Below are 13,780 nucleotides of genomic sequence, written 5' to 3' on the forward strand. Positions count from 1 at the left end.
AGGGGGAAAAATGCAGTTCATCGTCATCGAGGATTTCACCGGCTGCGACCGCAAGGAGATCTACCGCCGTTTCGGCGAGCGCGGCAGATTGAAGCCGGACGCGCTTGTCGTGCACCACTCCTGGATCGCGGCTGATATGAGCCGCTGCTTCCTGCTGGTCGAGGCCGATGACGTCACGCTGCTGCAGCGCTGGGTCATCGAATGGTCTGACCTGGTGGAGTTCGAGATCATTCCCGTGGCGACGAACAAGGACATGGTCGCCGCACTGGCCGGCCATCTCTGAGCAGTTCGGTCCATCAGCCGAGCACCGGCGAACCCACCGACCGCCGGCATTCCTCAATCAGCCAATTGCGAAACGCCGCCACCAGGTCGCGCCTTGCACTGCGTTCCGGGATCGTCAGGCAATATGGCTGACGCAGCGCGATCGATAGGGCATTCGCCCGGACCAAACGGCCGTCTTCCAGCGCCCCGGCGCAATAAATGCCTTGCGCCAGCGCCACGCCCAGCCCTGAAATGGCAAGGTCGAGCGCTGCCCGCGACGAGTTCGCCGACAGGCCGCGCTGCACTGCGCGGCCGGGTTCTATGCCCGCCGCCTCGAACCAGGTGCGCCAAGACGGAAACGACGCGCCGGTCGGTCCCCAGTCGGTGTGAATCAGTGGCAGGCCGGCGAGGCTGTCGGTTTTGGCGGTGAGTTCTGGCGCGCAGACGGGGTAGACGGCGTCCCTGACAATGTCTTCGGTCGGGTGTTCACGATAGTGCGGGCCGAAGGACAGCCGGATGTCGATCAGTTCGCGGTCGAACGGCACCGGATCGTCATCGCCGCGCAGGGATATGTCGACGGCGCCGTGGTTGGCCACAAAGCCGGCGAGACGTTCGGAAAGCCAGCCCATCGCCATGGACGGCGGCACCGATATGACAAGCCGCGGGCGGAAGGCATCGCTGCCACGCGCGATGCTGCTGATCTCCCGAAAAGCCAGGGTCAGCCGGGGCAGCATCTCGACGCCGGCTTCCGTCAGCACCACGCGGCGGTTGACGCGATGGAACAGTTTTCGACCCATCTGCTCCTCGACGGTGCGAATGAGCTGGCTGACCGCAGCCGCCGAGATCGAGAGCTCATCCGCCGCTGCGGCGAAACTCCCCGAGCGCGCCGCCGCCTCGAAGGCTTGAAGTCCTCTCAGGGAAGGAAGCGCGGTCATTGGGTGATCCGATAGGTAAGGTCAGCTTATCTGTGTCGCAGAAATCCTTGTCTTTCGAAAGCTTTCTTATTCGAGTAGCTTGGCGCCATGACGGTATCGGCCCAGTTCGAACCCAGAGACCATCGCGACGTCATCGCGTCCCTGACCAATGAGCAGCGCAGTCGCCTGACCGGCAAGTCGGACGGGCCGGGTCTGGTCCAACTCGCCTTCCATCTCGGCGCGATTGTGGCTATCGGCGGGCTGATTGCGGCCAAGGTGTCGTACTGGCCGCTGTTGATGTTGCCGCAAGGCATTCTTATCGTCTTCCTGTTCACGCTGCTGCATGAGACGGTGCACAGGACGGCGTTCGAGACGCAGTGGCTCAACCATGCCGCCGCAAGGGTCTGCAGCCTGGCGATCGCGCTGCCCGCCGTCTGGTTTCGCTATTTCCACTTCGCCCATCACCGTTTCACCCAGGATCCAGAGAACGATCCGGAACTCGCCTTCCCGAAACCGGAGACGATGCGGCAATACATCGTCCACGTCTCGGGCCTGCCGGTGTGGTGGGGGCATTTGCAGACACTCTACACCAACGCGATTGGCGGCTGCCACGACAGCTACGTGCCGCCGAAAGGCCTGCCCAAGGTGCGCACTGAAGCCCGCGCCATGATCGCTTTCTATGTCGTGGTCGCCGCGCTAGCCCTGTGGTTCGAGGCAAGTGTACTGCTCTATGTCTGGATCGTGCCGGCGCTGCTCGGCCAGCCCTTCCTCAGGCTCTATCTGCTGGCCGAGCATGGCCGCTGCCCGCTTGTCGCCAACATGCTGGAAAACACCCGCACCACGCTGACCAACTGGCTGGTGCGCAAAGTCGCCTGGAACATGCCGTATCACGCCGAGCACCACGCCTATCCCGGCGTGCCCTTCCATCGGCTGCCGGCCTTCCACCAGCTGATCGAGCGCCATCTCCAAGTCGTCGAACCCGGCTATGTCAGCTTCCACGAGAAATACGTCGAGACCTTGCGCTGAGGCGCTCGGCCGTCAGCGTAGCGTCTGCTCAACGAGCGTGACGAAATAGCGGAGCACGGTGGGGACGATGGCATCGTTGAAGACATAGCGATCGCCGTGCAGCCCTTCGCCCGGTCTGACCGCTCCTGCGCCGACCCAGGCATAGCAGCCGCCGGCTTCGCGGACCATGTAGGCAAAATCCTCGCAGCCGAGGCTCGGGTTGAATGCGGTCTCGACCTGCTCGCGGCCGACAACCGCCGTTGCCGCCTGGACGGCTTGGGCCGTCGCGGCTGACGTGTTGACCAGCGGCGGGTAGCCTTTCTTGTAGGCGAGCTTGGCGGTGAGGGCATGCGCCGACGCAATGCCTTGCGCGATTTCGCCGATCAGCCTTTCGCAATGGTCCGACAAAGCGGGCTCGAAGAAGCGGCAGGTTCCCTGCAGCCAGACCTTGCCGGCACGATGTTGCCGACGTTGCCGCCATGGATCTGCGTGATCGAGACGACCAGCGCCCCCTGCGGGTCGACCGAACGGCTGACGATGCGCTGAACGGCTTGAACGAAGGCGCCGGCCGCAAGCACGGGGTCGTCGCCAAGCTGCGGCATGGCGGCATGTGCGCCGGTCCCTTCGAAGGTCAGTTCGAAAGTGTCGACGGCAGCCATCATCGCCCCGGCACGGGCCGCGATCTTTCCGAGCGGCAGCCCCGGCCAGTTGTGGACGGCGTAGACGGCTTCCACGGGGAAGCGCTCGAACAGTCCGTCCTCGATCATCCGCATGCTGCCGCCTTCATTTTCTTCCGCCGGCTGGAAGATGAAACAGACGGTGCCGTCGAAGGCTCTGTTGTCGGCGAGCAGCTTGGCGGCGCCGAGCAGCATCGCGATGTGCCCGTCGTGGCCGCAGGCATGCATCACGCCGTCTTTTTTCGACGCGTGGGGCAGTCCGGTCTTCTCCAGCACGGGCAAGGCATCGAGTTCGGCCCGAAGCCCGATGGCGCGCACGCCTGGTCGTCCTCTGAGGACGCCAACCACGCCGGTGCCGCCTATGCCTTCATGAACCTCGTCAAGCCCGAAGGTGCGCAGCTTGTCGGCGACGAAGCGCGCGGTCTCATACTCTTGGAAACCGAGTTCGGGGTTGGCGTGGATGTGATGCCGCCATTCCACCACCTGCGGGGTGAGGGCGGCGATGGGGTCGTTGTGCAGCATTGCGCTCTCCTTGCCGGCTATCGTAAATTCGGCCTTGTCGATGCCAGCACGTAAAGGATTTGCGCCGGCAGCGTCTTGAACAGGATTGACCGTGTCTGGAATTCAACAGCCTCAGGAGACGACGCAGTTCTGGCGTCATCCGCGCTTTCGCGATCTTGGCATGCTCAAGGCGCGCTTCACGCGGCATCGCTACCAGCTGCACACGCACCCGACCTATGTCGTCGCCCTGATCACGCAAGGGTGCGAGCGGGTCCGCATCGGCAACGAGACTGTCCTCGCGCCGTCGGGCACGGTTCTGCTCGTCAATCCGGAGATATGGCATGACGGCGAGGCGGGTGCCGACCAGGGTTGGGCTTACCGCACCTTCTATCCGTCGGCCTCGCTCATGGGTGCGATCGCGGACGAACTCGGGCAGGATCGCCCGCCGTTGTTTTCGCAAGAGATCGTCGATGATGCCGATCTCGTCCAGGCAGTAGGCGTCGCGCACTTGGCTTCGACATCGGGTGATGCCACGAGCGCCGAAACATCCATGCTGATCGCCTTGCGCAAGCTCATCCTGCGCCATGGCGATTGGGGCGGCCGGCGGCGCGAGGCGGTCGAAAGCTTCGGATCGAAAAGCCGGCTCCGGGTCTATGAACAGGTCATCGAAGACCATCTGAACTCGGACCTCGATTTGCAGCGGCTCGCTGAAGCCGCAGGCGTGACGCGCTTTCAAGTTATCCGCGATTTCAGGAAAGTGCTGGGTCTCACCCCTGCTGCCTTCATCCGTGACCGCAGGCTGCGCCGTGCCGATCTGCTGATCCGGCAAGGTTCAGATCTCGCCGGTGCCGCCTTTGCGGCCGGCTTCTCCGACCAAAGCCATCTCTCGCGCACCTTCCGCGCCGCGCATGGAATGACGCCGGGGATGTTCAGGCGCGCCGGGACGCTGCCCTCGTCTTGAGAAGTCGAGCCATGTCGGCGGCCTTTGACGGCTTGCCGATCAGAAAGCCCTGCGCCTCGACGCAGCCAGCCTTGCGCAATATGTCGAGCTGCGCTTCGGTCTCGACGCCTTCGGCGGTGACGGTGATGCCAAGTTCGGCACCAAGCCCGATGATCGTGCGCACGATCGCCGCCGTGTCCTTGTTGTCGATATCGTGGATGAAGGAGCGGTCGATCTTGATCTTGTCGACGGGAAAACGCCTGAGATAGCCGAGCGACGAATAGCCGGTGCCGAAATCGTCGAGCGCGATGCGGATACCGAGTTCGCGCAGCTGCCTCAGCGTCTTCAGCACCGTCTCGCTCTCATCCATCAGCACGGTCTCGGTGATTTCCAGTTCGAGCCGGCTGGCCGGCACACCGGAAACGGCCAGCGCCGAAATCACGCTGCGGGTAAAGTCGGCGCTTCTGATCTGCACTGCCGAGACATTGACGGCGATGCGCATTCCAGGCGGCCAGCCGGCGGCCACGCTGCAGGCCTGTTTCAGCGCCCATTCGCCCAGCGGAACGATCAGCCCGCTGTCTTCGGCGGCTGCGATGAAATCGTCGGGCGCCACCAGGCCGCGCGTCGGTGAATTCCACCGCATCAACGCTTCGGCGCCGACGATCTTGCCCGACGCGATGTTGGTGATCGGCTGGAACTCCAGCACGAACTCCCGCCGTTTCAGTGCCGTCTCGAGATCGGTTTCGAGCGCCAGGCGCGCCCGCACCAAGGCATCCATGCCGGGCTCGAAAAAGCGGTAGACGTTGCGGCCTTCGCTCTTGCCGCTGTAAAGCGCCATGTCGGCGTTCTTCAAAAGCGTGTCGGCGTCCTTGCCGTCACCGGGATACAGCGCGATGCCAAGGCTGATGCCGACATGCATGTCGCGGCCCTTGTCGCGAAACGGCTGGCTGACGACAGCGACGATGCGTTTTGCCAGCTGTTCCGCATCGGTGGCGCCTTTGGGATTGAACTGCAGGATGGCGAACTCGTCGCCACCGAGGCGGGCGACCACATCGGTGTCGCTGCGCAGGCTGTGCCGCAACCGCTCCGCCACGCATTTCAGCAGCCAGTCACCGGCCGGGTGTCCCCAGGTGTCGTTAACGGCCTTGAAGCGATCGAGGTCGAGCGAGAAGATCGCCAACGGTGTATCGCCGGTCATCGCCTGGTCGAGCCGTTCGCGAAACATCGAGCGGTTGGGCAGGTCGGTCAGCGTGTCGTAATGGGCAAGGTGGCTCATGCGCTCTTCGGCGCGCCGGCGCTCGGTGATGTCTTCGAAGGTCGCCACCCAGCCGCCACCGGTAAGCGGCCGGCGCGCAACCAGCAGCGTTCGGCCATCGGCAAGGCTGCGGTCTGTCGAACGCTCCTCACCGGCCTGCAGGCTGGCTCTGGTGTTGGCGATCTCGCCGTCGATGTCCATCGACGGATAGATGCGCAGTCGCACCATCTGTTCGAGCAGGGCGCGCTGGCTCATGCCGAGCGGGAAGTCGTCAGGCGTGACCTTGTAGAGGTCGAGGAAGCGCTGGTTGCGCACGATCAGCGTGCCTTCGGCGTCGTACATCAACAGGCCTTGCGACATGTTGGCGAGCGCCGCATCGAAGCGGCGGTGCTGCTCCTTCAGTTCCTGCTCGGCCCGCCTTTGCTCCGTAATGTCCTCATAGATCGACACCCAGCCGCCTGAGGCCAGCGGCCGGTGCGTGATGGAAACGATGCGTCCGTCCGACAGTATTTCCTCGTAGGTCGAGGCTTGCGCGCGCTCGATATAGGGCTTGCGGATGGCATACAGGTCTTCGGCGCTCTGTGAGGCGACACCGATGTCGACGCTGTGCTTTAGAATGTCCAGGAACGCGATGCCGGGCCGCACGATCTTCGCGTCGAGGGAGAAGATGCTGATATAGTTGCCGTTGCAGATGATCATCCGCTCGTCGGCGTCGAACATGCACAGCCCATGCGACATATTCTCGACGGCCGCGGAAAAGCGCTCGTTCTGGTGGCGCAGTTCGTCGGCGATCTGCCGTGGCGCGGCGACGCCTCCGGCTCCCCGTCTGCGGACGGGCGAACCACCCTTGACGTGCGCAACGGACATGAGGCGTGCCTGCTGACCGTGATCGAAACCCGGTACTGTGGTTACCGCTGGTTAATTTAGCGTATGTTCACTGCGCCGAATGCACGGCAACCGTTGCCTGGCGTTGCTTTTCAAGCGTTGCGTAGCGTTTGAGGAAGGCAGCTTGCGCCGAGGTCACCGAGTGCGGCTTAAAGTCGAAGCGGTCGGCATTGAACCCGCGCGGCCGGCCGAAGAACTCGGTTGCTTCCGCGGTCGAGAAACCGGCAAGCAGCGTCGCCTCGTAATAGGCGGCGATCTGGTCGGCGCGCTTGATCTCCTTGCGCAAGCCGACGCCGAGTTCGGGCGGCAGCGAAAAGCGCTGATGGATGGCGCGCTGGAGACGCAGCTCACACTCCTTGTAGGAGCCGCCCATTACCGATTTGAACGGCGAGATCATGTCGCCGATGACATATTCCGGCGCGTCATGCAGCAGTGCTGCCAACTGAGCATTGGCCGAGGCGTCCGGCTGCAACTCGCTGAACAGCGCCTCGACCAGCAGCGAATGCTGGGCGACCGAAAAGGCGTGATCGCCGCGGGTCTGCCCGTTCCAGCGGGCGACGCGGGCAAGCCCGTGGGCGATGTCGGAGATTTCGATGTCGAGCGGCGAGGGATCTAGCAGGTCGAGCCGCCGTCCCGACAGCATGCGCTGCCACGCGCGCGGTGGCGCTCCGACGCGATCGGCAGCCATCAGGCGTCCTCCGCGCCGATGGCTTCCCTGGGAAAGCTGAACTGCGCCCAGGCCGGGATGGCGAGCGAGACGGTGACATCACCGGCCAGTACCGGCTGGCCAGCGTCGAGCGCCGCCTTGACCCGGTCGATGCGGGCAATGGCGAGTCCGGCCGTGCCCGCGGTCGAGCCGAGCGTGCCGACCGGCCGCCCCGCAACCGTCAGCTCCGTGCCGGGCGCGGGTAAGGCGCGGTCGGCCGAAACGATCAGCACGCGGCGCCTGGCGGTGCCGCGATGCTGCATGCGCGAGACCACTTCCTGGCCGACATAGCAGCCTTTCTTGAAGCCGACGCCGCCGGTCTCGTCGAGCAGCACGTCGTGAGGGAAGGCATCGCCGAGCTGATAATCGGAACCGCTTTCGGCAATGCCTTTGGCGATGCGGAGCGCCTTCCACGCAGCCGGGTCGCCACCTGCGGATGCGCCGCCATAGGAACGGCTCACAACCACATCGCGGAAGCGGACATCGGCAAGTGTCGTTGAATCAGAAGGTGAGGCGCTTGAATCATCGCCCCAGGCAACCGTCACAAGCACTTGATCCTGCCTAGCAATCTCGGCCTTGGCGCGCAGCTTGTAAAGCATCAGCCGGCGCAGGAAGTCGTCTGCGATATCGGCACGGCAATCCAGCCGGAATGCGTCTTCGCCGCTACGCGAGATCAGGAAATCAAACAGGATCTTGCCTTGCGGCGAAAGCAGCGCACCGGGCTTTGCCGCGTCGACGGCCAGCGTGTCGAGGTCGGTGGTGAGGATGTTCTGCAAAAAATGCTCGGCATCCGGGCCTGACACGGAAATGAGAGCGCGGTCTTTGAGCAGGGCAAAAGGCATGGGCGGCAAAGAACCTGATCTTGCAAAACGGTCGGCCTTTACGTAAGCCGACGATACTCCCCCCGCAAGAGACCGAACGCCCATGGCCACCACCTACGACCTCATCCTGACAGGCGGCACGGTGGTCAACCATGATGGCGAGGGCGCGCGCGATGTCGGCGTCAAGGGTGGTCGCATCGTCGCAATGGGCGATCTTCGCCAAGCTTCGGCCGGCGAAGCGATCGACTGTCGCGGGCTGCACGTCCTGCCCGGCGTCGTTGACAGCCAGGTGCATTTTCGCGAGCCGGGGCTGGAGCACAAGGAAGATCTCGAGAGTGGATCTCGCGCCGCTGTTCTGGGCGGGGTCACCGCCGTCTTCGAAATGCCCAACACCAATCCGCTGACCACCAGCGAGGCGGCGCTTGCCGACAAGGTGCGCCGCGCCACCAGCCGGATGCATTGCGACTTCGCCTTCTGGGTTGGCGGCACACGCGAGAATGCCAATGATGTCGGTGAGCTCGAGCGGCTGCCGGGTGCTGCCGGGATAAAGGTGTTCATGGGCTCGTCCACCGGCGACCTGCTAGTCGAGGACGACGAGGGTGTCGCATCGATCCTGCGCAACACCCGCCGCCGCGCCGCCTTTCACTCGGAGGACGAGTTCCGGCTGCGCGAGCGCCTCGGCTTGCGCGTCGAGGGCGACCCGTCCTCACACCCCGTCTGGCGCGACGAGATCGCGGCCTTGCGCTGCACCGAGCGGCTGGTGCGCATCGCGCGCAGCACCCGCGCCCGCATCCATGTCCTGCACATCTCCACTGCCGAAGAGATCGTGTTCCTCGAACAGCACAAGGATGTCGCCACCTGCGAGGCGACGCCGCACCATTTGACGCTCACCGCCGACGACTATGCGCGGCTGGGCACGCTGATCCAGATGAATCCGCCGGTTCGCGCGGCCCGCCATCGCGACGGCGTCTGGCACGGCATTGCGCAAGGCATTGTCGATGTGCTCGGCTCCGACCACGCCCCCCACACGCTGGCCGAAAAGGCAAAGCCCTATCCGGCCTCACCGTCTGGCATGACCGGGGTGCAGACGCTGGTGCCGATCATGCTCGACCACGTCAATTCAGGCCTGCTGACCCTGCAGCGCTTCGTCGACCTCTCCAGCCACGGCCCGCAGCGCATCTTCGGCATGGCCCGGAAAGGCCGTATCGCCGCAGGCTATGATGCCGATTTCACCGTTGTCGACATGAAGTGCCGCGAGACCATCACCAATGCGCAGGCCGGCTCCAAGGCCGGCTGGACGCCCTATGACGGCAAGGAAGTCACCGGCTGGCCGATCGGCACCATCGTGCGCGGCCGTCGCGTGATGTGGGAAGGCGAGATCGTCACGCCCGGGCAGGGCAGGCCGGTAGAGTTTTCCGAGGCGCTGCCGGCTTAGCGGTTTCTTGCTGCGTTGGATTTTTTAAGCGCTATCCACTACGTTAAGGGCATTATGAACGCAGATATCGCGCCCATGATCGTCCCTGCGGAGTTTCCGGAGCTCCAGGCGCTCGCCTGGAACCGCGATGCGGCACGCCCGATTCCGGCCGAAGAGGCATTTGCGCTGTATGAGCGTAATTGGCGGTTTGTCGATCAAAAGCGTCTTACTGTGCGTGAGAAGATGCTTATCCAAAGTTTGGCAGACAAATTCGGTCACGGCGTGCTCTTGACCGCCGGCTGATTTCCCTCACCTGATCGTTCCTCGCAGCCGGAATATCAACAGGACACACCGCGAGCGTCATGATGGAATTCAAGAGGCCCGAGCACCAGATCATTGCCGAAGCGCTCGGGTTGATGGATCGCCATTTCCTGACCGCAAACCAGTGCTGGTTCGGCGGTGGCACTGCGATCGTTATGAAATTCGGGGAATATCGCCGCTCACTGGATGTGGACTTCCTGTGTGCCGACAGTGATGGCTATCGCGAATTGCGGACCTCCGCAGCCGAACGTGGCGTCAGAGCATTCTTTCCTGAGCCGGTCGAGGCTGTTCGGGACTTCCAGATCGATCAATATGGCTTGCGGACGATCGTGCGGTTGAAAGGCCAAACGATCAAGTTTGAAGTCATCCGCGAAGGCCGCATAAAACTGCGAGGCCATTTCGACGACGATCTGAATGTATCCGCCCTGGTCCCGGCGGATATGTTTGCCGAGAAGTTGCTGGCGAACGCGGATCGATGTCAGGACCGTGCAATTGCATATCGCGATGCCATCGATCTTGGAGTGCTGGTTGGCATCTATAAGGAAATCCCGAGCGACGCTGTTGGCAAGGCGAAGGCGGCCTATGGCGTGGATATCGAGCGCAAGGTGGCTTGGGTGGTAAACAGGCTGCGGGACAAGGAAGAATTGCGGCATGCCGCCGAGGTGCTGCAAATGGATCCCAACGCGGCGGTCGAAGCGATTTCGGCCCTTCGAAATGAAGGTATCCGCATATGGCCTGACACAGGCCTCGAGCTTTCTAGCCCTAGCCAGTAGCCATCCCAGGGGAATCGCCGTTCAATCCCCGGCGACGAAAAACGTCCACTGCCCGGTGGGCGTAATGCCGACGCGGTAGAAGATGTAGGCTCCGAACTGCTTCATGTCGTCATAGTCGCCGGCGGTGACGATCTTGAACAGTTCGACCCGCTGCCTGGCGTTGAGCTTGTCCAGCGGCAGGGCGAAGAAATATGGCCAGACATAGAGTTCCTGCGGTGTGCCGACGTCTACATGGACATAGCCGGCATTGAGCACCTCTTCCAGGATAGCGAGGATTTCCTGACCTTCCTTGTCGCCCGATAGCCCTTTCAGGAAGGCGATCGGGTCGCCCTCGATTTCGCCCAGCGACAATTGGGTCATGGTGTCGCCCTTGCCGATCAGCGGCCGCAGCTTCTCGATGTCGCCGCTGACGCAGGCCTCGACCATCAGATCGCGCATGCGCCTGACGGGCTCCGGCAATTTGGAAAGGTCGTAGACGACTTCAGGCACCGGCCCTTCGGGATCGGCACTTGGGTTGGCCACGCCGCCATCGTTGGCGGGGGCTTCCGGCTGGCTTTGTCCGGGCTCTGACGGCGATTTCGGCTGGCTGGCCGCCGGCGGCGTCCTGCCGGGCAGGTCGGGCATTGGCACTGAATTTTCAGACGGCGCCGTCTCACCATTGGCGGGTGGCCCGGCAGGAGCTGGAAGCTCCTCGCGCTTGATCTCGCTCAGCGCGCAGGCAGGGCTGGTCAGGACAAGCGCCAGCGGAACCGCGGCGCAGGAAGCGGCAAGCCAGATGCTGAGGACCACGCCGCGAGGCCGGCCTGACATCGAAAAATTCACCGCTTGCCTCTCCTCGGGCCTAGGCTCTTCAGGCATGATGCCCAAACGGCGCGCCGTCGTCAAAGAACCGGTAAGCTGGCAGTGCACCCTCTGAGACGCGCGACGCCTAGTGCCGAAACCGCTCCGGCTCGAAGGCGCCGGCGATCACCTTTTCACGCATGCGATCGAGCAGGGCAAGGGCCGAGGTTTCGCCATTGGCTCGCAGCATCTCGCCGAACGCGGTTTCAAGCGCTGCCTCGGCGATGATTTCAGGTTCTATGCCGGCCGACAGACCTTCCGCCCAGGCCTCGCTATGGCTTTCCACCGCGGTCAGGCGCTTTTCTTCCCTGACCAGCGCGTCGATGTCGTTGACGCCATGTTCCATTTGCGATGTCCACCTTTCAAGCGGCGGTCCGACGGGTCGGATCCGGCTTGGCTGCCCCTATCTCACGCAGGCTAAGTAAGTGTCTGTAAATACGACATTTTTTTGATCGTCTTTACAAACTTCGTCGCCTGCGTTCGGTCCGATTCAAACTTAGCCGATTAGACCGGTGAGCGGGATGAAAACCTTCAGTTTGAGTTAATTCCGCATTCGCGCGCTAACGTTTCGTTAATACTGTTGCGCAAGTGCAACACCAAGATTGCATCAACGTGCCGTGGATACAAGGCGGGTGCTCGAAAAGGCGTGGCTAAACGCCGTCTGGCGCTCGTCAGTTGCCGTAACGCGAGGCGATGTCGCGCGACAGCGTCTCGCCTTCCTTCATGTAGCGGCTGATGGCTTCGGTCGCTGACGGCGTGCATTGGGTATAGGTGCCGCCGAAGGAACGGTAGCCGCGGTTGAAGCTGGCGATGAAGCGGGCGCGCCGCTCGGGATCGGGATTTTCTGAATCGATCAGCTTTTCCATCTCGGTGCGCCACTGGTCGCCCTTTTCGCCGCACAGATTGCGCAGGAAATGCAGCGATCCCAGCACCTCGGCCAGTCGCATCAGCCCGGGCTCGAACGGCGACTCGGCGGCCAGCGCCGGCTGCACGCCAACAGCCGTGGCGGCGGCGAGGCATGCGGCAAGGAACAGCGAGGTGCGGGTCATAAGTCTATCTGGCGAAACATTTTGTCGCCTGCAAGGCGATTCACGGAGGGGCGGATACCGGTTTGCTTCAGGCCAAAAGCTCTTCAGCCACCTCCACGACGTCATCCGCGAGCGGCAGCGTCGCCATTTCATCAAGACTATAGAAGGCGGCGGTCTCGGCATCGTCGCTGGCCGTCGCTTCGCCGCCGGCATAAACGGCGCCGAACACGGTCAGCAGATAGTCGACCGGGTGATTCTCGCCGCTGCCGTCGATGTGGATGTCGCGAAGCGGACGATAGTCCTGCGCCCGCAGCCCGGTTTCCTCCAGCAATTCGCGCGACGCTGCTTCTTGCAGCGTCTCGCCGGGCTCGACCTTGCCGCCGGGAAAGGCATAAAGCCCCTGCGACGGCGGCCGCGCCCGTTTGACCAGCAGCACCGTCCTGCCGCGCACGACGGCGACCGAGACTGCGGGAAGTGTCTTGCGCTGCTCGTTCATCGATCTCGTTTTCGCCTATTTGAGGCCAGACCCTTGTGGACCGGCCGGCGGCATTGAGCTTTAGCGGTTGCGCAACGCCGGTTCCATCGCCACTTTCGCGATCGGATCATTTCATCGAGCTTGCCAATGTGCGGACGCTTTGCCCTGACGGCCAAGCCGGACCAGACCGCCGCCTTGCTCGGCCTGGCGGAGCTGGAGGATTTTCCGGCCCGCTACAACATCGCGCCGACGCAGCCGGTGCTAATGGCGCTGTCGGGACCGCCGCGCATGCCGGGCTCGAATTTCCCGGATCGCCAGGCGATGCTGGTGCGCTGGGGGCTGATCCCCACCTGGGTCAAGGACACCAGGGAATTTCCGCTGCTCATCAACGCGCGTTCGGAAGGCGCTATTGAAAAAGCCTCGTTCAAAGCCGCCATGCGCCATCGCCGTGCCTTGGTGCCGGCCTCCGGCTTCTATGAGTGGCAGCAATCCGGCAGCGGCAAGAAGGGCCAGCCCTACTGGATACGGCCGAGGCGTGGCGGGTTGATCGCCTTTGCCGGGCTGATTGAAACCTATTCCGAGCCGGGCGGTTCGGAAATGGACACCGGCGCCATTCTTACCGTCAACGCCAATGCCAGCATCGCCCATATCCATGACCGGATGCCGGTGGTGATCGCGCCTGAAGATTTTGACCGCTGGCTGGACTGCCGCACGCTCGAACCGCGCGATGTGGCCGACCTGCTCAAACCCGCGCTGCCCGATTTCTTCGAGGCAATTCCGGTCTCCGACCTCGTCAACAAGATCGCCAACACCGGGCCGGAGATACAGGACATGGGCATCGTCGAGCCCGGCAAGGTCAGGCGCCAGAAGCCCGGCGCGGACGGCAGTCAGATGACGCTGTTTTAGAGCGCGTTCCCAAGAAGCCAGTCCGGCCTTCGGGAAGAACCTGCTCAATAGGAAGAGC

Annotated in this window: 17 protein-coding genes; 7 read left to right on the forward strand and 10 right to left on the reverse strand. The window is 63.3% G+C overall.

The features are described from left to right. The first annotated feature begins 10 nt into the window (after nt 1–10). Nucleotides 11–283, forward strand: a complete 273-nt coding sequence (locus NKK52_RS03790) for a DUF3303 domain-containing protein (RefSeq protein ID WP_023670254.1) — start codon at nt 11–13, stop codon at nt 281–283. A gap of 13 nt (nt 284–296) precedes the next feature. On the opposite strand, the gene NKK52_RS03795 is transcribed toward NKK52_RS03790, so the two are convergent. Then, nucleotides 297–1,196 (reverse strand): LysR substrate-binding domain-containing protein, encoded by a 900-nt coding sequence (locus NKK52_RS03795; protein ID WP_023716213.1) that lies wholly within the window; start codon nt 1,194–1,196, stop codon nt 297–299. Nucleotides 1,197–1,283: 87 nt separating this feature from the next. Between NKK52_RS03795 and NKK52_RS03800 the strand changes: the two genes are divergently transcribed. After that, entirely contained in the window at nt 1,284–2,201 is a 918-nt protein-coding gene (locus NKK52_RS03800; RefSeq protein WP_023684486.1) for a fatty acid desaturase family protein, read from the forward strand. Nucleotides 2,202–2,213: 12 nt separating this feature from the next. Here the strand turns inward: NKK52_RS03800 and NKK52_RS03805 are convergent, their stop codons facing one another. Further along, complete coding sequence (locus tag NKK52_RS03805; RefSeq protein WP_245263124.1) at nt 2,214–2,588, reverse strand: M20/M25/M40 family metallo-hydrolase; 375 nt, start codon at nt 2,586–2,588, stop codon at nt 2,214–2,216. Beyond that, the gene (locus NKK52_RS03810) at nt 2,564–3,379 is read right to left on the reverse strand and encodes an amidohydrolase (protein ID WP_245263123.1); all 816 of its coding nucleotides are present in this window, start codon (nt 3,377–3,379) and stop codon (nt 2,564–2,566) included. The genes NKK52_RS03805 and NKK52_RS03810 overlap by 25 nt, the downstream gene beginning before the upstream one ends. Nucleotides 3,380–3,470: 91 nt before the next feature. Between NKK52_RS03810 and NKK52_RS03815 the strand changes: the two genes are divergently transcribed. Beyond that, the gene (locus tag NKK52_RS03815; protein ID WP_031198625.1) at nt 3,471–4,319 is read left to right on the forward strand and encodes an AraC family transcriptional regulator; all 849 of its coding nucleotides are present in this window, start codon (nt 3,471–3,473) and stop codon (nt 4,317–4,319) included. On the opposite strand, the gene NKK52_RS03820 is transcribed toward NKK52_RS03815, so the two are convergent. From NKK52_RS03820 to ygfZ, 3 genes are all read right to left on the reverse strand, one after another. Next, nucleotides 4,288–6,420 carry a putative bifunctional diguanylate cyclase/phosphodiesterase gene (locus tag NKK52_RS03820; protein WP_023684484.1) on the reverse strand — a complete coding sequence of 711 codons (2,133 nt, stop codon included), beginning with the start codon at nt 6,418–6,420 and terminating at the stop codon, nt 4,288–4,290. The two genes, NKK52_RS03815 and NKK52_RS03820, sit on opposite strands and share 32 nt — an antisense overlap. A 67-nt stretch (nt 6,421–6,487) precedes the next feature. Beyond that, nucleotides 6,488–7,126, reverse strand: coding sequence for an HD domain-containing protein (locus tag NKK52_RS03825; protein ID WP_023670260.1), 639 nt, complete (start codon nt 7,124–7,126; stop codon nt 6,488–6,490). Then, nucleotides 7,126–7,986: a CAF17-like 4Fe-4S cluster assembly/insertion protein YgfZ gene (gene ygfZ / locus NKK52_RS03830; RefSeq protein ID WP_023684483.1), complete on the reverse strand. Its 861-nt coding sequence runs from the start codon at nt 7,984–7,986 to the stop codon at nt 7,126–7,128. The genes NKK52_RS03825 and ygfZ overlap by 1 nt, the downstream gene beginning before the upstream one ends. A gap of 82 nt (nt 7,987–8,068) precedes the next feature. On the opposite strand from ygfZ, the gene NKK52_RS03835 reads away from it, so the two are divergent. The 3 genes from NKK52_RS03835 to NKK52_RS03845 all read left to right on the forward strand — a co-directional run bounded on the left by NKK52_RS03835 (nt 8,069) and on the right by NKK52_RS03845 (nt 10,473). After that, nucleotides 8,069–9,400, forward strand: a complete 1,332-nt coding sequence (locus NKK52_RS03835) for a dihydroorotase (RefSeq protein ID WP_023684482.1) — start codon at nt 8,069–8,071, stop codon at nt 9,398–9,400. 54 nt (nt 9,401–9,454) lie between these two features. Then, complete coding sequence (locus NKK52_RS03840; protein ID WP_027049982.1) at nt 9,455–9,682, forward strand: hypothetical protein; 228 nt, start codon at nt 9,455–9,457, stop codon at nt 9,680–9,682. Between the two features lie 62 nt (nt 9,683–9,744). Next, nucleotides 9,745–10,473 (forward strand): nucleotidyl transferase AbiEii/AbiGii toxin family protein, encoded by a 729-nt coding sequence (locus NKK52_RS03845; protein ID WP_023684480.1) that lies wholly within the window; start codon nt 9,745–9,747, stop codon nt 10,471–10,473. A gap of 21 nt (nt 10,474–10,494) precedes the next feature. Here the strand turns inward: NKK52_RS03845 and NKK52_RS03850 are convergent, their stop codons facing one another. From NKK52_RS03850 to NKK52_RS03865, 4 genes are all read right to left on the reverse strand, one after another. Beyond that, the gene (locus NKK52_RS03850; RefSeq protein ID WP_023684479.1) at nt 10,495–11,295 is read right to left on the reverse strand and encodes a hypothetical protein; all 801 of its coding nucleotides are present in this window, start codon (nt 11,293–11,295) and stop codon (nt 10,495–10,497) included. A 106-nt stretch (nt 11,296–11,401) separates the two neighbouring features. Then, nucleotides 11,402–11,659: a hypothetical protein gene (locus tag NKK52_RS03855; protein ID WP_023673564.1), complete on the reverse strand. Its 258-nt coding sequence runs from the start codon at nt 11,657–11,659 to the stop codon at nt 11,402–11,404. 325 nt (nt 11,660–11,984) lie between these two features. Beyond that, complete coding sequence (locus NKK52_RS03860; protein WP_023684478.1) at nt 11,985–12,362, reverse strand: TIGR02301 family protein; 378 nt, start codon at nt 12,360–12,362, stop codon at nt 11,985–11,987. 67 nt (nt 12,363–12,429) lie between these two features. Further along, nucleotides 12,430–12,837, reverse strand: a complete 408-nt coding sequence (locus tag NKK52_RS03865; protein ID WP_023716211.1) for an NUDIX hydrolase — start codon at nt 12,835–12,837, stop codon at nt 12,430–12,432. 126 nt (nt 12,838–12,963) lie between these two features. On the opposite strand from NKK52_RS03865, the gene NKK52_RS03870 reads away from it, so the two are divergent. Beyond that, the gene (locus NKK52_RS03870) at nt 12,964–13,722 is read left to right on the forward strand and encodes an SOS response-associated peptidase (protein WP_023684477.1); all 759 of its coding nucleotides are present in this window, start codon (nt 12,964–12,966) and stop codon (nt 13,720–13,722) included. The last annotated feature ends 58 nt before the right edge of the window (nt 13,723–13,780 follow it).

The sequence above is a fragment of the Mesorhizobium sp. C277A genome (assembly GCF_040324395.1).
In the GTDB taxonomy this organism is placed as follows: Bacteria; Pseudomonadota; Alphaproteobacteria; order Rhizobiales; family Rhizobiaceae; genus Mesorhizobium.